The sequence below is a fragment of the Desulfogranum marinum genome, assembly GCF_963675105.2.
Lineage (GTDB): Bacteria > Desulfobacterota > Desulfobulbia > Desulfobulbales > Desulfobulbaceae > Desulfogranum > Desulfogranum marinum.
The window spans coordinates 1,010,001-1,035,277 of sequence record NZ_CAXXRO010000004.1 but is presented as its reverse complement, the minus strand read 5'-3'; the positions used below and the strand labels follow the sequence as shown (position 1 = coordinate 1,035,277).

Annotated in this window: 23 protein-coding genes and 1 pseudogene; 13 read left to right on the top strand and 11 right to left on the bottom strand. The window is 47.1% G+C overall.

The window, feature by feature from the left end; translation table 11 throughout:
* Positions 1-95 precede the first annotated feature (95 nt).
* From ACHZCY_RS13485 to ACHZCY_RS13475, 3 genes and pseudogenes are all read right to left on the bottom strand, one after another.
* Positions 96-1,875: pseudogene (locus tag ACHZCY_RS13485) on the bottom strand (IS1634 family transposase).
* Positions 1,876-2,216: 341 nt separating this feature from the next.
* Positions 2,217-2,555 (bottom strand): hypothetical protein, encoded by a 339-nt coding sequence (locus ACHZCY_RS13480; RefSeq protein ID WP_319549255.1) that lies wholly within the window; start codon positions 2,553-2,555, stop codon positions 2,217-2,219.
* 40 nt (positions 2,556-2,595) lie between these two features.
* Positions 2,596-2,916, bottom strand: coding sequence for a hypothetical protein (locus ACHZCY_RS13475; RefSeq protein WP_319549254.1), 321 nt, complete (start codon positions 2,914-2,916; stop codon positions 2,596-2,598).
* 202 nt (positions 2,917-3,118) lie between these two features.
* Here ACHZCY_RS13475 and ACHZCY_RS13470 point away from each other — a divergent pair, with 202 nt between their 5' ends.
* Positions 3,119-3,256, top strand: a complete 138-nt coding sequence (locus ACHZCY_RS13470) for a hypothetical protein (protein WP_319549253.1) — start codon at positions 3,119-3,121, stop codon at positions 3,254-3,256.
* Between the two features lie 71 nt (positions 3,257-3,327).
* On the opposite strand, the gene ACHZCY_RS13465 is transcribed toward ACHZCY_RS13470, so the two are convergent.
* The 7 genes from ACHZCY_RS13465 to ACHZCY_RS13435 form a co-directional block, all read right to left on the bottom strand.
* Positions 3,328-3,990 (bottom strand): hypothetical protein, encoded by a 663-nt coding sequence (locus ACHZCY_RS13465; protein ID WP_319549252.1) that lies wholly within the window; start codon positions 3,988-3,990, stop codon positions 3,328-3,330.
* A gap of 8 nt (positions 3,991-3,998) precedes the next feature.
* On the bottom strand, positions 3,999-4,199 hold the full coding sequence (locus tag ACHZCY_RS13460; RefSeq protein ID WP_319549251.1) for an NUDIX hydrolase: 201 nt from the start codon (positions 4,197-4,199) through the stop codon (positions 3,999-4,001).
* A 916-nt stretch (positions 4,200-5,115) separates the two neighbouring features.
* Complete coding sequence (locus ACHZCY_RS13455) at positions 5,116-5,868, bottom strand: sulfite exporter TauE/SafE family protein (RefSeq protein WP_319549250.1); 753 nt, start codon at positions 5,866-5,868, stop codon at positions 5,116-5,118.
* 16 nt (positions 5,869-5,884) lie between these two features.
* The gene (locus ACHZCY_RS13450) at positions 5,885-6,265 is read right to left on the bottom strand and encodes a rhodanese-like domain-containing protein (RefSeq protein ID WP_319549249.1); all 381 of its coding nucleotides are present in this window, start codon (positions 6,263-6,265) and stop codon (positions 5,885-5,887) included.
* 16 nt (positions 6,266-6,281) lie between these two features.
* Positions 6,282-6,716 carry an arsenate reductase ArsC gene (locus ACHZCY_RS13445; RefSeq protein WP_319549248.1) on the bottom strand — a complete coding sequence of 145 codons (435 nt, stop codon included), beginning with the start codon at positions 6,714-6,716 and terminating at the stop codon, positions 6,282-6,284.
* A 12-nt stretch (positions 6,717-6,728) separates the two neighbouring features.
* Positions 6,729-7,814, bottom strand: coding sequence for an ACR3 family arsenite efflux transporter (gene arsB / locus ACHZCY_RS13440; protein WP_319549247.1), 1,086 nt, complete (start codon positions 7,812-7,814; stop codon positions 6,729-6,731).
* A gap of 20 nt (positions 7,815-7,834) precedes the next feature.
* Positions 7,835-8,191 carry an ArsR/SmtB family transcription factor gene (locus ACHZCY_RS13435; protein ID WP_319549246.1) on the bottom strand — a complete coding sequence of 119 codons (357 nt, stop codon included), beginning with the start codon at positions 8,189-8,191 and terminating at the stop codon, positions 7,835-7,837.
* A gap of 523 nt (positions 8,192-8,714) precedes the next feature.
* Here ACHZCY_RS13435 and ACHZCY_RS13430 point away from each other — a divergent pair.
* The 5 genes from ACHZCY_RS13430 to ACHZCY_RS13410 all read left to right on the top strand — a co-directional run bounded on the left by ACHZCY_RS13430 (position 8,715) and on the right by ACHZCY_RS13410 (position 15,256).
* A complete protein-coding gene (locus tag ACHZCY_RS13430) occupies positions 8,715-9,596 on the top strand; it encodes an alkaline phosphatase family protein (protein ID WP_319549245.1) in 882 nt (293 codons plus the stop codon).
* Between the two features lie 29 nt (positions 9,597-9,625).
* The gene (locus tag ACHZCY_RS13425; RefSeq protein ID WP_319549244.1) at positions 9,626-10,414 is read left to right on the top strand and encodes a hypothetical protein; all 789 of its coding nucleotides are present in this window, start codon (positions 9,626-9,628) and stop codon (positions 10,412-10,414) included.
* A gap of 333 nt (positions 10,415-10,747) precedes the next feature.
* Positions 10,748-12,523, top strand: coding sequence for a GGDEF domain-containing protein (locus ACHZCY_RS13420; RefSeq protein ID WP_319549243.1), 1,776 nt, complete (start codon positions 10,748-10,750; stop codon positions 12,521-12,523).
* 42 nt (positions 12,524-12,565) lie between these two features.
* Positions 12,566-14,380 carry a methyl-accepting chemotaxis protein gene (locus tag ACHZCY_RS13415; RefSeq protein WP_319549242.1) on the top strand — a complete coding sequence of 605 codons (1,815 nt, stop codon included), beginning with the start codon at positions 12,566-12,568 and terminating at the stop codon, positions 14,378-14,380.
* Positions 14,381-14,566: 186 nt separating this feature from the next.
* Complete coding sequence (locus ACHZCY_RS13410; RefSeq protein WP_319549241.1) at positions 14,567-15,256, top strand: hypothetical protein; 690 nt, start codon at positions 14,567-14,569, stop codon at positions 15,254-15,256.
* 12 nt (positions 15,257-15,268) lie between these two features.
* Here ACHZCY_RS13410 and ACHZCY_RS13405 read toward each other — a convergent pair whose 3' ends face one another.
* Positions 15,269-16,087, bottom strand: a complete 819-nt coding sequence (locus ACHZCY_RS13405; protein WP_319549240.1) for a competence/damage-inducible protein A — start codon at positions 16,085-16,087, stop codon at positions 15,269-15,271.
* A gap of 445 nt (positions 16,088-16,532) precedes the next feature.
* On the opposite strand from ACHZCY_RS13405, the gene ACHZCY_RS13400 reads away from it, so the two are divergent.
* The 7 genes from ACHZCY_RS13400 to ACHZCY_RS13370 are packed head-to-tail and all read left to right on the top strand — an operon-like array spanning position 16,533 to position 25,256.
* Positions 16,533-17,648 carry a Glu/Leu/Phe/Val family dehydrogenase gene (locus ACHZCY_RS13400; protein ID WP_319549239.1) on the top strand — a complete coding sequence of 372 codons (1,116 nt, stop codon included), beginning with the start codon at positions 16,533-16,535 and terminating at the stop codon, positions 17,646-17,648.
* A 50-nt stretch (positions 17,649-17,698) separates the two neighbouring features.
* Positions 17,699-18,625, top strand: a complete 927-nt coding sequence (locus tag ACHZCY_RS13395) for a 2-oxoacid:acceptor oxidoreductase family protein (protein ID WP_319549238.1) — start codon at positions 17,699-17,701, stop codon at positions 18,623-18,625.
* Positions 18,625-19,872, top strand: a complete 1,248-nt coding sequence (locus tag ACHZCY_RS13390; RefSeq protein WP_319549237.1) for a pyruvate synthase — start codon at positions 18,625-18,627, stop codon at positions 19,870-19,872. The genes ACHZCY_RS13395 and ACHZCY_RS13390 overlap by 1 nt, the downstream gene beginning before the upstream one ends.
* On the top strand, positions 19,869-20,792 hold the full coding sequence (locus tag ACHZCY_RS13385; RefSeq protein ID WP_205224697.1) for a thiamine pyrophosphate-dependent enzyme: 924 nt from the start codon (positions 19,869-19,871) through the stop codon (positions 20,790-20,792). Before ACHZCY_RS13390 ends, ACHZCY_RS13385 begins: the two co-directional genes overlap by 4 nt.
* A gap of 12 nt (positions 20,793-20,804) precedes the next feature.
* Positions 20,805-22,511 carry an AMP-binding protein gene (locus ACHZCY_RS13380; RefSeq protein WP_319549236.1) on the top strand — a complete coding sequence of 569 codons (1,707 nt, stop codon included), beginning with the start codon at positions 20,805-20,807 and terminating at the stop codon, positions 22,509-22,511.
* Positions 22,512-22,513: 2 nt separating this feature from the next.
* Positions 22,514-24,100 carry a DUF5060 domain-containing protein gene (locus tag ACHZCY_RS13375; protein ID WP_319549235.1) on the top strand — a complete coding sequence of 529 codons (1,587 nt, stop codon included), beginning with the start codon at positions 22,514-22,516 and terminating at the stop codon, positions 24,098-24,100.
* A 55-nt stretch (positions 24,101-24,155) separates the two neighbouring features.
* Positions 24,156-25,256 (top strand): hypothetical protein, encoded by a 1,101-nt coding sequence (locus ACHZCY_RS13370; protein ID WP_319549234.1) that lies wholly within the window; start codon positions 24,156-24,158, stop codon positions 25,254-25,256.
* The last annotated feature ends 21 nt before the right edge of the window (positions 25,257-25,277 follow it).

Here is a 25,277-nt window from a genome sequence, read left to right as displayed (position 1 = left end):
TTGTTTTTCCTCTGATCTAGCCCGACTTTCGCAATTCGCGACCATGTGGACGTGTAACTTGCTGTTTTTCCATAATCGACAATTTTAGGTCGGCACTACACGGCTTTTTTACAGGCCGCTTTGTCTGCTGCAATCCGTGGCGGAGGTTGTGCCGGAAGAAGCAGGTCGAGCTGTGCAAGTAAGAGCTTCAAATCTTTGTCGAGTTGTGTGTACCTCGGTAAAATTAGATAGCGGCCATCAGTTGTCGGCAGGTGCACGTCTACCATTTGCAGAGTGGAAAATTTTTCCAGGATAGATCGTGGGGTAAGTCCAGGAGCCAATTGCCGTGCGCGGTGTTTAAGCGTTACCAACAAACAATATGCCATGAAGGCCACAAAGATATGGGCTTCAATACGTTCATCGGTTTGGTGATGAATCGGTCGTATTGCCAAGTCTCCTTTCAACTCCTTAAAAGCCTGTTCGATCTCTGTGAGTTGAATGTATTGCTGCCAGAGTATCGCGGGATCGGTAGAAGTTACGTTCGAACGAAGCAGATAACATCCTTCGCGCCGACGGACCGTGCACAGCTTTTCATGTCTCAGGCTAAAGGTGAAGGTTTCGCAATTGACGGGTTCCTCTGGCTTAGGAAAATTAATTTTAACCAGAGAATATGCCCTCCCTGCTTCTTTTTTTGCGGCACCGAGTTTCAGCAATAACGTATCGCGAGTGATGTTTTGACGTTGCAGCTCATGGAGCCTACGCCACAATTTTTTGAGCCGTCGTATACGCATTGAACGCTCTTTATTTGCACGCCCATCACTTCTGGAAAGGATGTAAAGTTCGTCGTTTTGGTTAAGAAGCTTTACTTTCACTTCTGAGCGCACCTGCTCCCAGGATTTATCCAGAAATGATTTTTCCAGCTTGCTTAACCTGCCTTTGGGGGTGCCAACAAGATAGGACACCGGTTGTTCGGAGTCTCTCATGTCAGCAAGAACGTTTTCGGTAGGAATCCCTCGGTCCATCACCCATGTTCTGTTTGCCTTGCCATATTGTTTCTCGATTGCCGCAAGGAAATCTGGCAATGTAGTTTTATCACTGATATTCCCATCCATGACTTCATAGGCTAGGGGAAAACCATCAGGTGTCACAATAAGGGCAATGACCACCTGAACACAATCTGGTCGTTTGTCACGGCTGTACCAAAATTTTCTCTTTCCCCCCCTGGCGGGTCACACTCAAAATAGGTGTTGGTGAGGTCATACAGCAAAACATCGAATTTGATGTTGAACAGTTCGTGCCAACGATTGGTGAGGAAACTGAAAAAATCACGTTTGTGGTCAACAAGTTTATCCAGACATCGGTACAGCTTATCTTTTTGCAAAAGCGCATCATCTTCTCCCAACAGATCGGCCATGGCGCTGTTGCGGAACCATTCTCGGTGCAGGCGCACTCACTGCCCGGAGATATAAGACGGTAGGTAACAAGAGTTTTTAAAACGTTGAGCCATTTTGTTCCTTTGCGGCTTACAGGTAGGCATTCAGACCAGAAAGAATCCAGCTGTAATTGATCCCATAACGAAATTCCCAGCCAGCAGCTTCCCCATTGCCTTGGCCTGTGCAGGGAAAGATCGCTCAAGCGAAGCTGAATTGTCTCACAGGCCAGTTCCGGGGCCTCACGATCATCGGGAAACAGAGCCAGTTGCGTGGCACGATTATGCTGATCGTCAAGGACATCTATAGCTTTACACCAGCCGACCTTTTGGCTGTCGTTGATCTCGCCAAGGTAAAGGACCTGCCGCTGACTGACTTTACCACTTGGCAATCTGCGATTTTCTACTATGGACCAATAGCGATGCTCTTTGCCATCCTTGAAACGTTTTTTTGCTCGTAAAAACATATCCTACTCTTGCCCAATATGATCAGCAAAGCAAGGGGGTAGGTCGGCACTACAAGCCATTTTTGCATCCTGCTAACGTAACTTCAAGAAGTTACACTTCAAAACAGGGCGAAAATAGTGAAATCGGAGGTCGAACTGCGAAAGTCGGGTTAGCATATTTTCAAGGTCAAAAAGTGCCCTATAGCCAGCAGCAGATACTCCATTTTTATTAGCCCTGTAATATTCTGGTGAACCCGAGGGTATTTGAGGAAGAAATTTAGAGAGCAGTAACGCAAGACGCGTATAAGGTTTGGTGACAATAGCCGGAGCGAGGAGTACCTGACGATCAAACAATGTCGTTGCTAATTTCCCTTGAGCAACCGTCGAAACAAGTCCCCCCAATGAGAGTATGCGACAAGCATTCTTGGCAATAGAGGGAAGGTTGATTCTGCGTCTCTATAACCATCTATAAAATTCTGTAACCACACCTCAGCATTTACTTTGAAAATTCCGTCCACGGTTAAGCCTCGATGCCCTTTAAGACAGAGTAAATAGACATGATATCCCCATCTTTTCAGAGCAGGAATCATGTCTTTCCAACTTGCAGGATTCTGGTTTAATCCATGAATCAGTATAACCACCCTTAAGGCTTTTTTAGAAGATACTAAAAACCATTTATTACCGGCTATCGCAGCGCTCATATCAATTCGGTTTTGGGATTATTTTGGTTACTGCCTCACCTTATTTCTTTTCTTCTACACTATCTGCAGTTGTGACTTCCAAGCCAGGTGTTTTCCGCTCCACCTCAACCAGCGCCTTTTTTTTAAACCCACCCTTTTTTGTCTGTTTTTTCAACTCAAGTACATCGATCAGGGAACGGTAGTCGACTTGTTGCCGCTGCATCTCTGCAAAACAAGTGACAATAACCGCTATGGTATTAGGAACGTCACCTTTTTTCTTGTACGACTGAATATTTTTATCACTGACCTTGATCAGTTTGCAGAACTTGGGAAGAGTTATTTCCGCATCAAGTAGGGCTTTTTTGAATTCTATAAACGTCATAAAACCTGTTTTGTCTCCATACTATTCAACTTGACAAGGGAATCAATAAATACTTTTTACTATATTATAAAATTAAAAATAACAAAATGTAGTTGACAGTCAGTATCTATCCTGTTATCGATATCCATATAATATGACCAAAAGTTATATTGGAATCGCTTCTAGTCGTATCAGATGCGAAAATTTCAACTTGGAGAAAATCATGGCAAAAGACAAGAAAAAAAAGCTGGATAAGAAAAAAGCCAAGAAAAAAGAACTAAAAAAGGGCAAAAGGAAAGAACTGAAGAAGCTCGAGAAAAAAGCACTGAAGAAAGGAAAAAAAGGTAAAAAAAATAAATAAACTTTTCCTTTCATCAAGGTATATAAAAAAGGCTGTCCCATTTTGGGACAGCCTTTTTTATTACTTTTCCACTACGAATTCTTGATTTTTCCCTGTGCGCCGTAACATATATATTTTTTCTTTTTAGTGGACCACCTGTAGTAATGAATCGTGCCGAGCTCTGCCTTTTCAATTAGATCCAATACATTGAAAATTTTCTTTTTCTTTGAGAGATTCGTATTGGGTATCTTGTTATAAAATAATGCCCAGGCAACAACCGCATCTTTCCAATAGACCTCCTCCGAGGCAGTGACAAAAAAGTGTCTTGGCGGCTGAAATGCTTTATGTACCTTTCTTCTTTTCTGTATCTTTTCCGTCAATCGCTGATCTTTAGCCTCACATGCCGAGATAGTCAGGATGTTATCACCCTTATACATTGACTTTTTGGTACAGATCGGCTCCAGAGCGTCAAGCAGCTCATGCCAACTAACCAGGTCTTTGCCGAACCATAGACCGTCCTCACCATGACTGGAGATGTGAATACAAAGAGGCAGATCAGGATTATCAGTTCCGTCATGCTTCCTGTCAATGCTTGATCTATATTTGCAGACGGTAAGCAGATCATCTTTTGACTTGGGGTGAAAATTTATGACTTCATGCCCGACAAGCCTGCAAATCTGTTCCAGACTTTTTCCTTCGTTTCTACCCTGCAGCAGATCAATGGGATTAGTGCATTCAATAATAAAAACGAGCATATAAAGATTTATGGATAGATTGAATGAAAACGAATACCGGTTAGGCGAAAGTGAATATTGTACCGGATATTCGACTTTTCTCCCGGATCGGTAACTCCTCCTGGGAGGGTGTAATGGAATCTACTGTCGGGAAACCTCTTTTCAAGCATCAGTACATGATTGAAATCACGCTGGTATATAACTGCTTTACAGGTATTCTTATGCTCCATAGAACCCTCCTTAAGATATATAGCCAAAACAGCCAATCAGAGAGTAGGAGAAGGGCCGTTGTCCTACCCTTATAGTGCGCTAAAAGCGAATGGTGGCAGAAAGAGGCAACTCGCAATGGATAATAATGAGCCGCAGGCGGGTTTCCCTGAAATCTTCGCGCATTGGCTACTTTCATGGAATTCGCATAAACAGTGTACTTACAGTTACAATCTATTCTTCATCAAGTTTTTTTCCACTCCTAACCAAAAAATAACATATTAAGATACCCCCATTGAGGCAAAAATGACTGATTTGAAGCAACGCCTGCCGGTTTCATCACCTGAAAAATCAGCCCCAAGATATGCACAATGAAAAAAGCTTGCAACCTGTGCACCATACCTTTCCCCCAAGAATACCCAAGCAACTGGTCGAGATTCTGATCTTTCCACCGGTAGTAGGTAGGAATACTGTGGGTGGTTGCTTAGTGTAAAGGTTATTTCTGTCCCTGAAAAAAGGCTTCAATTATTCCTTGTGCCACAGAGCGGTTTTCTGAAAGAAGCCACCAAGGTAAAGATTGTATCTGACAAGGTCATGGGTGCCGGAAAATCTGGACTCTAAAGGGCGGGAAGACTTGTCTCGCCCTTTTGCAGAAGACCTCTCCGTAGCACGTTTCAAGCCATCTGGTGGCTTTGCCTATTGGAACCTACCCAAGGGATACCGCTGAGTCGCCAGGAGCTCGGCATGCTGTAAAATGTCCTTGCCGACGATTTCTAAAGGCGTGCCTTTTACTTTGTTCCGGACTCACAATCATTGGCCACAGGTTGAACTCCTTCCATAAACGTACCCGCTCGTTTTTTGTACACAAGCACGCCACTTGCTGCAGATAAAGCATCACACACCCAGCTCATTATCAGACATAATGGTTCTGATGCACCCTTACAGCAACATTTTCTGTATCATTCGCCCTGCCAGCAGGATAAGCATGCCGCCAAGTAATTTTCGTACAGCAGCCGGCCGCATATTCTTCTGCATAACGATTGTGCCGAGGTAACCGCCCGCCCAGGCTGCAGCGCCGGCAAACAAAAGAATTTTCCAACTGACCGAACCCATTGTTGCGTAGGCGAGAAAGGCGGTAAAGGAAGAAAAAGGCACGGCAAAGGCAGTGACCATCGCCACCTTCTTTGGATTAAATCCCTGAACGATCATGAGCGGGGAAATTAACCCACCGCCACCTACACCCAACAGGCCAGACAAAAATCCGGAACCGATACCGGTGAGCAGCGGGCCGGTGACTGGCCGGTCTTCCCGATACTGATCCTTGAACTTCGAACCATTGAAAAAAAGAATCATGAGCCCGGAAAAACTCAGAAAAGTGACAAAGGCATACATCACGTATTTGGTAGGGACGTGTATACCTACCCAGGCCCCTATTGGTGCCAGTATGATAGAGGCAATGATGATCGGGAGCCCTAAACGGTAGTCGAGCCGCTTTTGCCGAAAATTCGACCAGGTTGCCCCCATCATGCTCACAGTATTAACAAAAAGCCCAATTGATCTGGCTTGCGCAAAAGGTAAGCCAAGCCAAGTAATGGCCGGGATCAGCACCAGGGCGGAACCAACCCCGCCCAGAGCGAAAATAAAGCTTAAGACGAAAGACATGCCGGTGATGGCAAGCAATGAAGAGTCCATTGGAAATAACTCCTCACTACGCCTGCATTTTGGCGAGCGGGCCAGGTTTGAAAGCACCGACCATCTCTTCCATGGTAGCAGTCAAACCTTTCACCTCGGCAAAACCATTTGCACGGAGATAGGTGTATGCGACAGCGCCGCGAAAGATTGACGAGCAAAAGGCGATTATGCACTTATCTTTTGGTAGTTCATTCAGCCTGCCGGGGAGCTCATGCAGAGGGATGTGCTTGGTGAAAGGAAAGTCACAATACTCCTTTTCTTTGTCTGCGCGTACATCCAGGAAAAAAAAGTGTTCGTTGCCAAGGACTTTGCGCATCCCGTCTACGCTCATTGCGTGTTCTCCATTTCCAAGGAAATCAAAGTCCATTGCTGCCAGTGTTTGGTCAAGCTCGTTCATGTTCGTTCCTTTACTGTTATTTATTTGAAAGAGAGTCGGGCAGAGAAAGGATAAAGTCCCTTATCTCATCTCGAACTCTCCTATAGTGGACAAGTTTTTCTTCGTCGCTATCCGCCTGCTCAGCAAGTTTTGGTGGGTCATCGAAACCCATGTGAATTCTTTTGCCGGGAAAAAATGGGCAGGTCTCGTCTGCGTGACCGCAAAGGGTGATTACCCAGTCGAATTCCTTGACGGGCAACTCATCAATCACATTGGATTCCTGCTTTGAAATATTCACTCCGAATTCTGCCATGGCCTTAACCGCAAGTGGGTTGAGCCCGTGTTTCTCTATACCGGCAGACCAGGAGCTGATCTCCTCTTTTTTCAATGCCTTCGCCCATCCTTCAGCCATCTGGCTCCGGCAGGAATTGCCGGTACAGAGAAACAGAATAGTTGTTTTTTTCGCGTTCATGATACCCTCAAATTATTGAGGTTGTCTCACGTGACAAACGCCGGTGAGGATGTTTTTAACGTGAGGGAAATATTTCCCTCGAAATCTGAGGGCAACGCTAACCAATGCAATCAAGACCGGCACCTCAACCAGGGGACCGATAACCGCCGCAAATGCGACACCGGAATCAATGCCGAATACGGCAATGGCCACAGCGATAGCTAATTCAAAATTGTTAGATGCTGCCGTAAAGCTTAGTGTAGTGGTTTGCTCATAAGTTGCCCCTACTTTCATGGAAAGGAAGAAAGAGACGAGGAACATAACCAGGAAGTAAATGGTCAACGGTAGTGCAATACGCAGCACGTCAAATGGCAGCTGGACGATGTACTCTCCTTTCAGGGAAAACATTACCAGAATGGTAAAGAGTAAAAATATCAGCGTCAGAGGTGAAATTTTTGGGATAAAGACTGTCTCATACCACTGTTTACCCTTGCTCCTGATACCTATAAACCGGGTTACCATGCCGGCGAGGAAGGGAATCCCTAGATAAATGAAGACTGATTTAGCGATTTCCCCAATGGAGATATCAACAACGGCACCTGCCAGGCCAAACCATGCAGGGACGATGGTGATGAAAATCCAGGCATAGAGTGGGAAAAAAAGGACCTGAAAAATTGAATTAAAAGCGACCAGACCTGCACAATACTCAGTGTCGCCGTCTGCCAGATCATTCCATACGATGACCATGGCGATACATCGGGCCAGGCCGATAAGGATCAAGCCGACCATGTACTCATGGTGGCCGGAAAGAAAGGTTATGGCCAGCAAAAACATCAACACAGGACCGATAACCCAGTTCTGAACCAGGGAAAGGAGGAGGACTTTGCTATTCCTGAAGACCTGGCCCAGTTCTTCGTACTTCACCTTTGCCAGTGGCGGATACATCATCATGATCAGGCCAATGGCAATGGGGATATTGGTGGTGCCGACTTGGAAGGTGTTAATGACCTCATTTATGGATGGATACAGGTAGCCGGTCATGACGCCGACAAACATAGCTAAAAAGATCCAGAGGGTGAGGTAACTATCTAGAAATGAAAGCCGTTTAGTGTTTTCCATTTGTTTCTTATTCCTATTGATTATTCGTTTGGGGACATGGTGTGTCTTTTTTTATGGGAACGAAATTTCTTACATCTACTGTTGTCATCTGCAGCAGTCTCCAGGTCAGAGCAGTACTGCCTAAGGCTGGCAAGTACAGCAGAGCCGAGTGTTCGCTCCTCGATCACCCGGTAATACATCCAGGTACCGTGTCGTTCTCCATCGACGAGTCCGGCGCTACGTAACAGGGCCAGATGGCGTGATGCCGTTGACTGAGGAATTTGAAGAGATTCCATAATATCGCAGACACATAAATCGCCGTTGTTGAGCAGCAGCAGAAGTATACGTAGCCTGGTTCCGTCAGATAGTGCTTTGAATAGCTGAATTTCATTTTGCATAGGGCCTTTCCTTCCTGTTTGTAAAAGAGTTTCATCTATCGCCTCTAACAAACAATATCTATATATATGCATATCCGGATATACGATAAACATTTTTTTTCCAAATAACGCAACTTCTTTATACCATCTTCTTACTGCGGTAAATCAGCCTTATTCCAATACACCTTTGAGGGACTGTTATATTATAGAAGAAACGTAATCATCACTCCGGTCATTTCAGATCTTTCCTTCTGCATCTCAGAAAATGCTTGTTTCTGTTGCATGGCCTAGTGGCCGCCAACCTCAGCCTCACGTCTTCCCCTCTCCCCCACCGACCTGTTTAGGGTGATGCAGCTTCCCGCCATATATTCCAGGCTCACCGTTACCTCCTCAACATAATAATCGTATTATAATGACGGCTTAACAGCATCATAATAAGTGGATGCTAATTATTATGCCGGAATTAAGGTGTTAATTAACAACCGCTAAAACTGGTGACTGAGTCCACAGGATCTGTCACCACAGCTATGTCCGGAGTAAGCGTGTGACTAAATTATTGTGTATTCTGATAGATGGACTGCAGCTGGAAGCGCTCCAATGTGCCCATGTTCGCTGTCTCAAAAAACTGATGGCATCAGGTACTACCGTGAATAACCTTCGTCATGATGGGCCGAACCTTCCTCTGCCTGGGCTATCAACGCTTTTTTCTTCGATTCCGCCACAAGAACATGGCGTAATGGACAACAACAGCGGCTTGGTTGATTCCCGCCATGCCATCTCTCTTTTTTCGCTCTTACGATATCATCATCTCACGGCCTCACTTTTCTACAGTCGCGAACACATGCAGTACCTCTTGCCCCATGGGGAAATCCACACCAGCGTGTTTCTCAACTCTCAGGGGATAAAAAACATGGACAGGCAACTCGCCGAGATGGCAGGCTCTCATATCCAAAGAGAACAGCCCGACGTATGCTGCCTTGCTCTGCAAGGTACGGATATTGCCGGCACCCACTTTGGTTATCTTTCAGAACCATACCTCGAGACGGTAGAACAGGCAGACCAGGCAATCGGCATCCTTACAGAACGACTACGGATGGTGGGCCTGGACAATGAATATACGATCATGGTCACTTCCAGCTACGGCGGAGCATGGACTTACGACCCCAAAAGTAACAAAAACGGTACCAGTCTCCCCTGGATTATCTCAGGCAAGGCAATTGCCCGAAACACAGTTATTGAACAAAATATTTCTTTTATCGATGTGGCCCCGACCCTGGCCCACATTCTTGATGTATTCCCCCACCCGAACTGGCAGGGAAGTAGAGTTCAGGACTTTTTCACCCAAGGGAACGAACGGCAAATATCACAAGAAAAACAGTCATATATGCATCTCTTCAAAGAACACAAGATGCGACCCGCAGCCTAAACTGCAGCCACTCAAAGGAGAAAAATACAATGTTACGCATTGCAACCGTTAATGAGCTCCATTTAGCTGATACCAACAAAACTTATTCCCAGCTGTTAGCAGCCATGCAACATCAACCATTGGATATTTTGTTTGGTCAAACAGCATGTGTTGCAGGATCCGACCCTCATAGCCAAGCTCGCGATCTTGCCCAGTCACTCAAGATGACGTATATGTACTCAAACTCCACCCAAAACTATGATGCAGCAAAGCATAAACAGAAAAAAAAGGTTCAAACCGGTTTTTCCCTCCTCACCGGAAAAGAGTGTTGGATGCTCAACAGCGGTAGTTTGTCTTTGACTGAAACAAAAAACCTGCAACGCCAGGTACAGTTTGGGGTCATCAGAATCAACAGCAACTCCGTTCTGGTTATTAACGTGCGGTTTACCGATGACAATCCGAAGAAACAACTGCTCGACCTCCTTAATCACCCATTACACAGCCAACAGTTTGGAGCAATCATCATCAACAGTAATCTCAACGTTTTTCTCGGTGGAAAGGCTACAAAAAAGGTCCTGGACAGCAAAGGGCTCACTGTTCACCTACCGCATCACAGCACATCTGCGTACTCGTCACTCTCTATTCTGACCAGCAAGGGAACGCCACTCACATCCATCACAGTCGGCAGCACCAGAAATCTTCCGTTTAATCAGGGACAGGTCACGGAACTCGAGATGATCAGACTTCCTAAAGATAATCGGCGAAAGCGGTATCAGCCTCTTTCCTTTCGTGAGCGCTGGCTTGGCTCTCGTGATGGCTATCGCGCATTTGCCTATTAATCTCTTTCTCTCACCTTGGTTTAACCGACACGCCCCAATACCTTTTAGCTCTCTCTTCTTTAGCGCTAAGGAAGAGAGAGCTCCTGGCCCCAGCCCTGCGTTAAACGAAAAAATCAGGCGAACAGCTCCCCAAACAAAACACATTATTTTTCCTCACCAGCTGCTACTTACCACATATTCTGCTCTTACCCATAAGTGAGCTAGTACAAATCTAATCATCTCCTCACTCTTTCCTAATATTCAATATGTACAAAACATTACCTGTGATACGAGGTAGTACTTGCAGACAAAATAATAGTTGCGACACAAGGCTTTTAAGCAAAAAGAGAAATCATGCACATAGAAATAAACATCGACACATTGCTAACAAAAATCATTCAAGAGGAGGATCTTTCCGTTCATTTTCAACCGATAGTGCACCTGCAGACTCAGCAGATATACGGTTACGAAGGACTCATTCGCGGCCCTGTCAACACCGTACTTCACTCCCCTACCCGTCTTTTCCAGGCGGCTACCAAAACCAACCAGTTGGCAGAACTCGATATACTTTGCCGGAAAAAAGTAATCTGTCGATTTGCGAAGCTCTCCCTCCCTGGAAGATTGTTTGTCAACGTCGATCCTATAACCATGCTCCATGAACAGTTTCGGGAAGGTATTACCCTGCAGTTTCTGCAGCAGGCGGGTATAGATCCGGGACGGATTATCATAGAACTGACAGAGACCAATCCGGTTGAAGATATAGAGCTCATGCAACATGCAGTACGCCACTACCGTCAAATGGGTTTCAGGGTGGCACTCGATGATCTCGGTGCAGGATACTCCGGTCTCAAACTGTGGTCCGAAATACGACCTGATATTGTGAAAGTTGATCGTCATTTCATCCAAGGTATTGATGAAGATCGTACCAAGCAGCAGTTTGTCAACGCGATTTTAAAAACAGCTACCGCCCTTGGCTCACGAGTCATAACCGAAGGCGTTGAAACAGAAAAGGAATATGCCACTCTACGAAAAATCGGGATCGAAATGCTCCAAGGGTACTACTTCTGCAGACCAGTGAGTGTTCCCCCCACCACCCTTTCATCAAAATTATTTCGCGAGGAACCACGCAGCGAGGACACATTTGAACTATTGACCGTGGAGCATATCAAACGACCGGCGGTTTCAGCGCAGGTGAACACCAGTGTCAACCATATCGGCGAGCTGTTTACTTCCACGCCGGAGTTGGAATCCGTGGTCATTCTTCAGGAAACCGAGGTGCTTGGCATGGTTCTCCGCAAAGAGTTCATGAACATGTATGCCAGCTTGTACGGCAAGGATCTCTACGGCAAACAGCAAATCATGCGTTTCATCAATCGCAATGTTCTCCAGGTTGAAAAATATATGCCTCTTGAAGATGTCAGTTTCCGCCTCACTACCGGCCTGGATCTCCACCGGGAAGAATTTATCATTCTCGACAACTGCACCCTGGATGGGACCGGACGCCTCATCGACCTTCTTCATGAGATCACCAAACTACAGGTAAACAGGGCAAGGCATGCCAACCCCCTGACTCTGTTACCTGGGAATGTTCCGATTCAACAGCAACTGCAAAAACTTTTCAGAAAAAATAATGCTTTTGTTATCTGCTATTTTGACCTTGATAACTTTAAACCGTTTAACGATGTATTTGGATTTACCCGAGGCGATCAGGTTCTCCGATTTCTGTCCGAATTATTGGTCGTAAATATTGACGATCAAAAAAATTTCATCGGCCATATCGGCGGTGACGACTTTGTCTGCATATTTGAAACCGAAAACTGGCAGGAAGTAATACAGCGCATCCTCAACCAATTTGATGAAAGCATTTCCGGATTCTACAACGGGAATATAGGGTGCAATATTCGGACAAAAGACCGCAATGGAAATACAAAAAATTTCGGCAAAATGTCTCTTTCCGTGGGTGCCGTGCTTGTCTCTTCTTCAAACACTCACTGCCACATTGACCTGTCAAAAGAAGCTGCCATTGCTAAAAAAAGAGCAAAAAAGATGAAAGGCAGTTCACTTTACATCCATCAATTAAATATTGGAGACCCTTCGCCGCCGGTACCAATATACTCCTTCGCCCGTTAACACACCGTTCATAACTTTTTCATTTCCCCCTATCAACTCCTTATGAAAAAAATACGTTTTAGTTTAAAAGCGACCCTTGGCATGAAAATCCTTATAGGGGTTGCCTTGGTATCAAACTGTTTTATGGGCCTCTTGTTGTATAATAATCATCAGGCAGATATCACGGCCAGCCACCTGGTGGAGCAGAGCACAGCACTCCGCACCAACATGGCGGCCCATCTCCGGGAAACGATCGTCAGCTTGCAAAATAATTTCAGCAAATTGCCGGACTTTTTTGAATCAGATCCCAAACAAGAAATCATTAAACATATTACCGACCAGCACCCAGTGGTTGATAAGTGGACACTTGAAGGCAGGAAAACTTACAGTCCATTATTTAACCGCACACAGAAAAGGGATCTCGCAAAAAATAAAATAGTCGTCACCGTCCACGAGGGGTGCCTGCTTCTGACGTATGGCCTTTTTGACGATCAAGGCGATTTTCTGGCCACTGTCGAGCAACTACATCTGCAAAGTTCTGCTGTTGAACAGGACCTGCCCCGCCTCGACCAATACATCCGCACTGCCTATGCGGATCAGGACCAGTCAGCAAACATTGAATCCAAGTTAATTGCGCTCAAGCAGTTGGTGGCAGACAAAGGGATGGCGGCAGAAAAGACACGCAACGAAATCCTGAACCACGTTGACCATATTCAAGCTATGGACAAACAACTTGAGACCAAAAAGAAACGACAGCAGAGAGTGAACCTCGCTATTGCGGGGATAGTCATTTTCGGCAACATGATTGTCCTCTTTTTCCTCACCGGAATAGTGGTCGAACGTCCTCTACGCAAACTGACATCGGTTATAGCCGAACTTGGTCAGGGACATTTTCCTGAAATACCAATGCAAAACAGAAAAGACCAAATAGGCATCCTCAGTAAAGCAATTGTAGCTTTTCGTGAGGCTCTGCTACAACTGCATGAAAAAGATGCTCGCCATAAGGAAGAGCAACTGATTATTAACAACCTTGTCCATAGTATGACTGCCAGTATAAACAACCTGGATGACCGGGCCAGGAAGATGACCGAAGTGTCTTTATCTCTCGAAGCTCTTGCAGAAACGACCAACCGCCAGACCGAGGAAGCCACAGGCATTGCAGACAATACAGCGCTGCATACCAAAGAAGTTGCGCAGGTTTCAGAATTGCTCAGCAACACTACGCAAGACATCAACCAGCAGATGAAAAGCCAGGTTCAAGTTACGCACCATATCGTAAAGGGGATAGGCAGCGCCCACGTACAACTGGACGATCTAAAAAATGCAGTTACCGAAATTGATTCAATTATCAACACGGTTTATCGTATAACCGATCAAACCAAAATCCTTGCCCTTAATGCAACCATTGAAGCGGTTAAGGCTGGTGAACGAGGCAAAGGATTTGGAGTCGTTGCCCACGAAGTGAAAAGTTTATCACTGGAAACAGCACAGTCAGCCACTGAAATAATGAGCAAGGTGGAAGCAATTAACGGCTACTGCCAAACCTTTATCAATTTTTTCGAAACCATGAACGCTCACGCAGACAAACTCCATCACGTAACCAACGCCATAGAAAGCACGACATTAGATCAACGGGAGCACATTAACACCATTGCTACCCTGATCTCGCAAGCTTCAGAAAACACCCGCCAGGTCAGCTCCAATGTGCAACAGGTAAATAGTGCAACCAAAAAGATTCTCCAGCTCTCTGAAGAGGCTCACGCATCATCAGATCATCTTTCCACCACTCTTGCATCCTTACTTGGTGAGACGACTGAAAAACTAGCCTCATTTAGACAGACCATTGAAAAACCTGATCAACAACCTCAGGTTGTGTAGCAAATCCATCCTCAATCAGGCACAAATGCTCTCTTCGCCCTAACGAAAACTATTATAGGCTTGACAAAAGTCCTTAAAATTCGAATATCTAGTAATAGAGGGTGCGAATCAAGAATGGTCACTTATCTGTCCTCATCCACATTGGTAGCTCTAGTTTCATACTAAGTATTTTATCAGGGAGGCGTTATGATAAATACATTGCTTGCGCTTTTTTATCAGCAGGCACGGAAACGTAAAACATCATCACTCTTTTTTTTGCTGCTGCTCCTACTTCCTCTTTTCCTCTCTGGGTGTGCTCCCCAAGTTTACTCTAAAATTGATCACAAACAGTTCAATTTATCAGCAGAACTCCTGAAAAAAGAGGGTATTGCCTTTATGACGCCATCCACCGTTACCGGGCAGGAGGAAGAAAAACAAGCCGTGGCCTTTATCTTTTTCAACATCCTTGAAAAGGAAAGAAGCGACTTGAAGATAGTTTCGCTTCCGGAAACCCTCAGCGCCATCAACAAGGCAGGACTTGCCGCTGAATATGAGTATATGTATAGGGAGTATAAGGATACGGGCGTATTCAAACCAGAAATACTCCGCAAGATCGCCCAAGCAACCCATACCAGGTATCTGGCTCAACTCAAACTTGCAGGGTTTGAACAGGGAGCCAGCGGCAGGCTGGGAGTCTTTGGACTACGGCTTGTTGAGACAAGGAAGGCGACTCTTCGGCTCTTTTTTCAGATATGGGATGCCGAAAATGGGGAAATTGCCTGGGAGGCCCTGCAAGAGCTGAACTGGTCGGAAGAGATGGTTTCGGAAAATGTCATCACTTTGCAGACGGTTATTGGAGAGGCAGCCAAGAATATCGGCACTCGTCTGCCTCTTTGAATTGAGGTTCCCTCAACTAACTTTCTTCTTAATGTTAAATCCTAATTCAACAAGACCAACACATAGATCCTGATAGGCCTTTCTTAAAAGTGTTTTCTTTTCCCCAATCCCGGTGATGGTCATTATGATGTCCAACTCCTTCTTTTCACCAAGCGTCGTCGCCAGGGACTTGGTATAAATCTCAGGGTACTGTTCCACAATACGGAGCAGTACCGGTTCCAGCATTGATTCATCATTACATTCCACAGCTACACACATATTCAACGCTTCGCCTTCACCAAAAATCTTATCAAGAAATTCCTTCATCGACTGATTGATAATGACCTTAAGCTCTGATGGGACACCTGGAACACTGATAATCGCCGTTTCTCCGACCTGAAGAAAAACGCCTGGAGCTGTACCCACGGCATTAAAAAGTGGTTCCGCTCCCTCGGGCAGCCAAGCCATTTTTCCTCGGGCAGGTGTCAACCCCCCTTGATCCATAATGCCCTGCTCAAAAAAATAATCGTATTGCTGCTTCACCATCTCAAGGGCTTCCTGATGGAGCACGGTCTTACGGTCAGTACCTGCTGCTACGGCCTCCAGCGTCAAATCATCAGAGGTCGGCCCAAGGCCGCCGGAAGTAAAAAGAATGTCGACCTTGCGCGCCACAGCGGCACGAACAGCATCGGCAACCACTTCCAATTCATCAGGAATAACCGTTACCCGAGCAATACCACCACCACGTCCGTGCACCAGCTTGCAGAGCCAGTTGGTATTAGTGTCGAGGACTTCCCCGGTCAGAATTTCATTGCCGACAATAAGGATCTCTACATTCGCTGTTTTTTTCATGTTACCTCTTAACAAATTGACGCACTCAGCCTGAGATATCAAACTGTCTTTCCGTGCATAACTTTTCTCAGCGGAAAGACACTACACAGGTCCCTCAATTAAACCTCTTCTCCAATCAATAATAAAAAAACACACATCAGCATACTTTAAAAAAGTTTTTCCGAGTATAAGCAAGGCAAATGATAAGATCAAGCAGGCATCCACCTATCATCATATGTATAAATTAAAAATCCTCTTTCTTGCTCTCATATGCCACTTTTGCCTCCTCTCTCTGATAAATTAAACCAAGGATGTATCATCCAGGAAAATGGTGTAGCACTGAATCAAATTTGACAACCCTAAGGCTATTATGCTGTACTGAAAGGAGAGACGGTTTTTCCGGAAAATATCGGAAAAATGCATATTGTTTATCTACATCCTCTTCATACAACCGGGGTACAGCGTTATGGAAAAAACGATAGCGACTTTTGTTGATGATTTAGGACCTGCCAAGATCATTTGTATACAGGAACCTTCAATACACCTCCAAGGTATATTAGTTGTCGATAATGTTGCCGCCGGCCCCTCCATCGGAGGACTAAGGATGGCTGAAAATGTCAGCATGGGGGAATGTGTTCGCCTGGCCAGGGCGATGACCCTCAAAAATGCTGCTGCAGGCTTGGCCCATGGCGGTGGCAAATCGGTCCTTTTCGGCAATCCCAAAATGGAGCACAAGCAGAAAGAAAACCTTATAAGAGGCTTTGCTTATGCCCTGCGCGGTGAGTCAGACTATATCTTCGGCCCGGATATGGGCACAAATGAAGAATGCATGGCATGGGTAAAAGACGAAATCGGGCGTGCGGTCGGCCTGCCCAGTGAAATAGGTGGCATACCGCTTGATATCATTGGTGCAACCGGCTGGGGCCTCTATCACACCATTGATGTAGCTCTGGAGCACATTCACCTTCCTCTTCAAGGTGCACGAATCGTCATCCAGGGATTTGGGGCGGTAGGAAAACATGCTGCCCGTTTTCTGACTGAACACGGAGGAGTACTCGTCGGCGCCTCTGACAGTAAAGGTTCTCTTTACAATCCTGAGGGATTGGATGTTCAGGCGCTCATAGATATCAAAGGCCAAGGAAAAAGTATTATTGACAGCACTCAAGGTGTCGCAGGGGGAGTGGATGCTGTCATTGACATGGAATGTGATATCTGGATTCCTGCGGCCCGCCCGGATGTCCTGCATAAAGATAATATCCACCGCCTCTCGGCCAAACTCGTTGCCCAGGGGGCCAACATCCCTCTGACTGCTGACGCTGAAAAATATCTGCACGACCATGGTGTGCTTGTTATCCCTGATTTTATTGCCAATGCCGGCGGGGTGATCTGTGCCGCCATGGAATATCACGGCGCCAGCCAAACCGCTTCCATGCAGACCATTGAGGAAAAAATCAGGCGCAATACCGAAGAAGTGCTGGAACTGGCAAAGAAGCATTCCCTGCTGCCCCGAGAGGCTGCAGTTCAACTTTCACGCTCAAGGCTCGAAAAAGCCATGCACCTCAAACGGTGGCGCATCTTTTAACCTATGCATTGAATAGCCTTGAAGCACCCCTTTAAGGAGCTCGGATAATCATGTATCGCATTCGTTTTCATGGACGTGGCGGACAGGGTGTGAAGACCGCCAGCCGCATTCTAGGCAGGGCTTTTTTTAATCAAGGGTACGCTGTACAGGATGCACCGCGGTATGGTGCAGAACGTCGTGGTGCTCCTATTTTCGCGTATGTCAGAGCATCACGCACGCCCATTTATGAACGGGGAATTATTCAACGACCTGATTGCGTTGTAGTGGTCGACGACACATTGATGCCGGTTCCGGCAGCAGCCATCCTCCAAGGCTGTGAAAAGAGAACACTGGTCCTGCTTGTCAGTGATTTACCTGCAGAGCAATGGATCCAACGCCTCCACATACAGGGTAACCTTATCTGCCTGCCAAAGGCCGGAGAGGGAAGAGAATCACCATTTCTTTGGGGGATGGCCTGTGTCGGCGCTGTTGCCCGCTTGCTGGGAGTGCTCTCCAGAGAGGTACTCAGCGATGCCCTGCGCCAGGAACTGGTCACGCTGGATAAAGCCGCTGCCGAGCAGAGTAGCAACACTGCCCTCGACTCTTTTGACGAGATGAAAGCCACACAAATCCAAATCATAGAGTCTTCAGTTGCTGCAGCTGCCACCTATCCTCCCCCTCATTGGGTAGATATGGCTATGGAGCAAGGGCCGCATACAGCACCTGCAATCTATGCCGCTGCCACCAGTGAAAAGCTTGCCACTGGACTATGGCGGACCCAACGTCCGGTTATTGATCATACCATCTGCAACCGCTGCTGGTGGCTCTGCAGCACCTTCTGCCCGGAAGGGGCAATCCATGTTGATTCCAAAGGATTTCCGCAAATCGATTATGCACACTGCAAAGGGTGTCTGGTCTGCGTGGGACAATGTCCGACCCATGCCATCCAGGCACTCGCTGAACAGGAGGCCTCCCGGTTGTCCGGAGAGGAAAGGTAATGCAACGCGAACTACTTACAGGTAACGGTGCCGCAGCCTGGGGAGCCCGCCTGGCCAGGATTGAATACCTGCCGGCTTTTCCCATTACCCCGCAGACAGAAATCATCGAAAACCTTTCTCAGTGGATAGACGGCGGGGAAATGGACTGCCGGATGGTCACCATGGACTCGGAACACTCGATGATAACCGCCGCAGGTGCAGCCGCAGTGACAGGAGTTCGAACCTGCACCGCCACTTCCAGCCAGGGATTGCTCCACGGCATGGAAATGTTATACACTGTTGCAGGCTGGCGAGCACCGTTTGTGCTCATCAATGTTTCGCGCGGGCTGGCTGCTCCCATCACGCTGGAACCGGACCACAACGACATTCTTGCTGCCCGTGATAGTAGCTGTGTCCAGCTCCATTGCTCCACCTGTCAGGAAGTGGTCGATCACATGCTGATCGCCTTTCGTCTGGCCGAAAGTGAAGGAGTACGGTTGCCGGTGATTGTCAATCTGGACGGTTTTTATCTTTCCTTTACCAGGGAAGTTGTCCAGCTCCCCGATTCCCGGACGGCAGATGCCTTTTTACCACCATACCCGTCTGATTTCTCACTCCGTTTTCGTCCCCATGAACCGGTCAGCGCCGGGGTCGCAGTGCTGGGGGGCTCCACCTATTCCTATTTTCGATATCAGGCACATCTGGCCTCCCTCCATGCCCTGCCACAGTACGAAAAAATATGCCTCGATTTTGCAGACCTTTTCGGCAGACAGTACGGACCGCTGGAAGAATACCAAAATAAAGATGCCGAGTATGTTTTTGTCATGATCGGTTCTTATGCAACCAAGGCCAAGCAGGCTGTCGACAGTCTGCGTGAGGCAGGGTGGAAAATAGGACTTGTCCGTCCCAGGATACTTAGGCCCTACCCGGAAGCTCACCTCTGTAAAGCTTTACAGGGGAAGAAAGGGGTGGCTGTTATCGATCAAAACATCTCCATGGGCAAAGGGGGCATTCTTTACACTGAACTCAGAAGCGCACTTTACGGTCATCCTGATGCACCATTGTTGGCCAGTTTTATCGGTGGACTTGGTGGCAGGGATATTAAAGAGGAAGAATTCTTCGAAATGGCCTCAGTGCTTAAACAGGCTTCAGCAGACGGTACTCCTCCTCCGCCACGGCTTCTCTATACTGAAGAGGAGATGCGCGAAATGCGCGCGTTACAAACCATTGCAGGAGCGATACCGGTTGCGCAGGGAGACAGCAGATGAAGAGCACTACAGATTTTCATAGCAAACGAGATCTACCCCAAAAACATATCCTCGGCACAGGAACACCGATGTGCCCCGGATGCGGCGGGCTGGCAGCACTGCATGAAATATATGACATCATGGGAGAAAAAACGGTGTTTGTCAATGCAGCCGGCTGCATGACCCTGCTTTCAGTCTATCCTTTCACCCCGTTTCGAGGGGCCTGGCTCTATACTGCCATGGCATCGGCACCAGCAGGTGCTCAGGGAGTTCGGGATGCGCTGGATATTCTTAAGGTCAAGGGGGCAATCAAAGAAGAGGATGACCTTGAGGTTATAGTCCTCACCGGCGACGGATCAGCCTACGGCATGGGAATCTCAGCCACGTCGGGTGCCATTGACCGCGACCTCGATTTTATCTACCTCTGTTATGATAATGAAGGCTACGGCAACACTGGTCATCAATACTCTGCAGCTACCCCCCATGGTGTAAAAACAGCAACAAGCAAGGGTTCTCGGGGTTATCCCGGTTTCAAAAAAGATCTATTCTCTATCTGGGCTGCCCATAAGCCGGCCTATGTGGCAACAATAATTGCAGCCGAACCGCTTGACCTTGCCCAAAAGATTGCCAAGGCCTCCAGCCTCAGCGGCCCCCGCCTTTTATTGGCTCTGGCTCCCTGCCCTACGGGCTGGAGTTTTGACCCAAGTCTTTCCATAGAGATAGGCAAAAAAGCAGTGCAGACTGGTGTGTGGCCGCTCAAAGAATACGTCGACGGGAAGGTCGTGCATACTAAAATCCCAAAAAAACGACTACCGGTGGAAGAGTATCTCAAACTCCAGGGTCGGTACGACCATCTCTTTCATCCCCACCGGGATACGAAAACATTGCAGGAGATCCAGGACCGTATTGATGCATACTGGCACAAGGTGACATACAGCTGAAGGAGCAAAGCCATGCCCCAAGCAACGAGCTATTATCGAACCAATGGTGAGCCACCATTGCTGACTGCAACCATCCCTGAGCATTTTGCGGCTATAGTTACAAAATTCCCTGAAAATGAAGCCGTTGTCTCTCTCCCACAAGGGCGACGCCTGACTTACACAGAAATGGCACAAGAAGTTGACCGTCTGGCAAAAGGCCTCATCGGTATGGGTTTTGGCAAGGGGGAGCGTATAGGCGTTTGGTCCACTAATAATATTGAATGGCTGCTCCTCCAACTGGCGACTGCAACCATTGGCGCTATTCTGGTCAACATTAACCCGGCTTACAGGCAGAAAGAACTTGCCTATGCATTGCAACGCTCTGAAGTACAGGGCCTTTTTATCATCCCTGCCTTTCGCAGCAGCAATTATCTTGAAATGGTCAAGGAACTCTTCCCAGAGTTGGAGCAGGACAGCAGACGCACACTCCACAACAAAGCACTTCCTTTCATGCGTCATATCATGCTTTATGATCCGGCGGAGCCCGAAAAAACCAGCTCTCCTCTTCCCGGGCTGATACCATGGCGGGATGTTCTTACTGCAGGCCAAAAGGTTACTGATGAGCAGCTAACAACCATTACCAGCGAGCTTTACTACCACGATCCAATCAATATTCAGTATACCTCCGGTACGACCGGTTTTCCCAAGGCAGTGGTGCTGACCCACCATAACATCCTCAACAATGCCTACTTTTCCGCTTTAGCTATGCAATTTTCTGCTGCTGATCGCTTATGCGTGCCTGTTCCCTTTTACCATTGTTTCGGAATGGTGCTTGCCAACCTGCTCTGCCTCTCGGTTGGCGCCTGTATAGTAATTGCCTGTGAACACTTTGATCCATTGCAGGTACTTACAGCAATTGCTCAAGAAAAATGTACCGCTGTTCATGGGGTACCGACCATGTTTATCGCTCAACTTGAACATCCTCGGTTCCATGACTTTGACCTGACCAGCCTGCGAACGGGCATAATGGCAGGTGCTCCCTGCCCGCCGGAGCTAATGAAGCAGGTTATTAACGAAATGCACTGTGCTCAGATTCTAATAGGCTACGGCGAAACCGAAGCCTCACCCATCACTCACTTAACCCTGCCGGATGACACCTTTCATCGCCGAATCCATACCGTCGGCCGCAACCTCCCCCATCAGGAGGTGCAGGTGGTTGATACGAAGACAGGTCAGCAGATACCGCTCCTTGAAATTGGTGAAATTTGTTTTCGTGGCTATCATATCATGCAAGGTTATTATGGCGACCAAGAGGCTACGGACAAAGCTATCGATGAGGACGGCTGGCTCCACTCTGGTGATCTCGGAAAAATGGACAAAGATGGGTATGTTGAAATAACCGGTCGCCTGAAAGAGATGATCATTCGGGGCGGAGAAAATATTTATCCGCGGGAAATAGAAGACTACATTTTTACCCACCCAAAGGTTGCGGCAATTGCTGTTTTCGGCATTCCTGACGACAGGTACGGTGAGGAAATCATGGCTTGGGTTCAACCCCACGCGGACATGACAATCACAGATGAAGAAATTCGCCGGTTCTGCCACGATAAAATCGCCCACTATAAAATCCCTCGCTACATCTGGTTTGTAGAGGAGTTTCCCATGACCGTTACCGGCAAAATACAGAAATTTAAAATGCGGGAGATCGCGGTTACCAAAATGAACATATCCAGCAGATGAATTTGCTTACGTTCGCCTCCTTACAATCACGAGTGGTTCTCTTTATCTTATGTACGTTGTTTCCGTGCTTCCAGCCTCCTGCACATGGTGATAACCTGGGGCAAAAGACCATCACCATGTATGCACCGTATGCGGGATTCTCCCTAAGCAATATCTCCTACCCAGGCAATGCCTTTGACCTGGTGGCAAAGGCTACCTTTACCCACCATGCCAGTGGTGAGCAGAGAACAACAGGCATGTTTTACGATGGTGAAGCAACCTGGAAATTCCGGTTCACTGGTGTCAAAACCGGTTTGTGGAATTTTATCACCATCAGTAAAAACTCTGATTTTGATGGACACACCGGCTCGGTTTCCGTTCTCCCCAACCCGAATGCTGCCATAGAGGGTTTCCTTAGCCACCAAGGCAACCAATTTGCTATCCAAAAAGGTGATGATGCCCATCTTGAAGGGTACAGCTTTACCGTTTTCATGAACCATAAACTGGGCAGAGAAAAAGGATGGCTTTTTCACCAGCTGGGCGCTGATCTCAAAACTGCCGAAAAGGCTTGGGACAGCTATCTGGACAATGTATTTGCCAACGGATTTGAAATTGTCCACCTAAATGTCGGCAACAGCTGGTTCAACTATCCAGCCTATAGCTCAGAAGAGCACAGTAGTACCAATCCCGATATTACCACCTTCAGGATACTGGAGACCTGTATCCAAAAAGCCCATGCCAGAGGAGGGCGAGTGCATATCTGGGCATGGGGAGATCATGCCCGAAAAGCCACCCCAATTAATGTGGGAGGGATTAACGGTAGGGCAGACCAGAGGGTACAGCGCTACATTGCCGCCCGGCTTGGTCCACTCCCCGGCTGGACAATGGGCTACGGTTTTGATCTGTGGGAATGGACGACCCTCGGCCAGATTGAGGCATGGGCAACGTATCTCTATGATCATTTCGGCTGGCAGCACTTGTTGTCAGCAAGAGGCTGGGAAATAACCAGCACCCCAGCAACCATTATCGCCTACGGCTCTTTTGGAGCTGATGTCATCAGTACCACTGCCCACGGACCGCGAAGTTACAATGAAATAACAAATGATATTCGTTCCAATACAAAGCACCCTCATCTCTACGAAGAGCGCCACACCTATAAGCGACCTGAATTTAAGCTTGATATGGAAGGCACCCGCAGGATGCTCTGGCAGCAAACCATGGCAGGCGGCATGGGTGGTTTTTTTGGTTTTTACAATTCCAGCCCTCACCCTTATCCCAAACCGGAACAATTAAGAACCCATTATACTTTCTGGCATAAAAAGAGACGGTTTGTGCTTGGCATGACCACTGCTAATAGCCTTTCAAACGGCTATTGCCTCACAGATAGGGAATATAAAAGATATGTATTCTACGGTGAAGACATCTATTTCCTCCACATGGATCTTTCCCACATGGGAACAGACAATCAGCCTGCCATAGCAGTGGATCTGGCTGCAGAGTATAAAGAAATAGACCTTGGACTACTGTCAGCGACAAGGCATACCTGGAGAGCACCCTATCGTTCCGACTGGGCCATTGCTGTCGGCAGTTTCTACAAAAAACCAGGTTAAAGGAATACGCTTTATCCAACCCCACAAAGCGGAGAACCGACTAGCGCAGAATACAATGTGTTTTAAGGTATACATTAATGGTCATTTGGCTGCATCGTTCAGGACGAGTGCTCCATTGCCTGCTCTTGGCCATCCAGAACAAATCGCCGGTGCAATGATGAAAACAGCAAGCTCGACTTCTAAACTGTCTGCCCTTTCATGGGTAAAGAAACAATTCAAGACCATCGGTTTCCAGCATACACACCGCGCTGAGGTAAACTGTGCGCTTGAAGCTGCAATTGATATCGCAGACTCGAAAATTCGGTTGGCGCCAAAGTATAAACGAACAGCATTACCGGCAATAGAACAAGCCATGGAATACAGTAGTAAACTCGTTGCCGCTCTTCCCGGGCCCATCTCGCTGAGCAGTCGCAACTACCATAAAAGTCCTCAGCTTAGAGCCGTTTTCAGGTCTCCTGATCACATTCAAGAGCTCTTAGAACGCCTACCTGCAGACATAAAGGGGCAGCTTCAAAAAAACGTAGATATCATTGCCTTACTTACCATGTCCAAGGAGATAAAAACCACCTTTGGTCATGAGCGGCAGGGGGAAATGATTCTACGAGATGCAGCCATGCAGACCATTAATTTTTACGATCACCTGCTTGTTGCCCCCTCCAGTTCCCTGGAAAGCACCCAGGCAATGCTTGAAGAAAAAGTGTTGGAAATACTAGCCGCAACAGCTATGGAAACAATCAATTCTCTGCGTGAAGAGCTGACGGAATTAAGAGAACGCAAGGCTCACCTGGATTCCATGAAACGTATGCTGAAAGGAAAAAAACAAGCTTTCGGCAACCTGGCTCCTCCCAGCTACGAGACTCGTAAAAAATTAGAAGAGACCGAAAAGCTGCTTGTAGAAACCACTCTCGCCGTTGAAGAGAAAAAAAAACACATCGGCATCCCGGAAAAATCACTGCAGTACCTGATTGCTACTTTTACACATCCTGAAAAAGCTATCTCAATCGAAGAACTCTCACTGGATCTGAATTGGATGAACGTTCTCAAGCAAAAGAAGGAACAGAGTGATGTCAACACCATTACACTTGCCGAGTTCTCCGCAGGTGAAGAGCTCAAACGACAGGGCATATTGGTCACGATCAGGCCGTCCTCATTGTAGCCGACAAAAAATGGTGCCTCC